Origin of the sequence: Fictibacillus phosphorivorans, from assembly GCF_023715845.1 — a bacterium.
In the GTDB taxonomy this organism is placed as follows: Bacteria; Bacillota; Bacilli; order Bacillales; family Fictibacillaceae; genus Fictibacillus; species Fictibacillus phosphorivorans_D.
This window is the reverse complement of record NZ_JAMBOR010000063.1, coordinates 1-447: the sequence shown is the minus strand read 5'-3', so window position 1 is coordinate 447 and position 447 is coordinate 1. Positions and strand designations below refer to the sequence as shown.

Annotated in this window: 1 protein-coding gene; it reads right to left on the bottom strand. The window is 62.4% G+C overall.

From position 1 onward, the window contains the following. Positions 1–447: pyridoxal-phosphate dependent enzyme (locus M3206_RS18805; protein WP_251314035.1), on the bottom strand; the 447-nt coding region annotated here is incomplete at both ends.

Genomic DNA, 447 nt, shown 5'->3' with positions numbered 1-447 from the left:
CCGGGAATACTGCTCCCCTCCTCCGGCTGCAGGCCAACAATGGTCACCGGTTTACTCTGTTCACGCAGAAAACGTGACACGCCGGTAATGGTGCCGGTGGTCCCCATACTGGAGACAAAGTGGGTGATACGCCCCGCGGTCTGCTGCCAGATTTCCGGGCCGGTGGTGGTGTAGTGGGCGTAGGGGTTATCCGGGTTGTTAAACTGATCGAGCAGTTTGCCTTCTCCGCGCTGGGCCATTTCCAGAGCCAGGTCGCGGGCCCCCTCCATCCCCTGCTCTTTGCTGACCAGGATAAGCTCGGCGCCGTAAGCGCGCATCGCGGCCCGACGCTCCTGGCTCATGTTGTCGGGCATCAGCAGCTTCATCCGGTAGCCTTTCAGCGCGGCGATCATCGCCAGCGCAATACCGGTGTTGCCGCTGGTCGCTTCGATCAGCACGTCTCCGGGC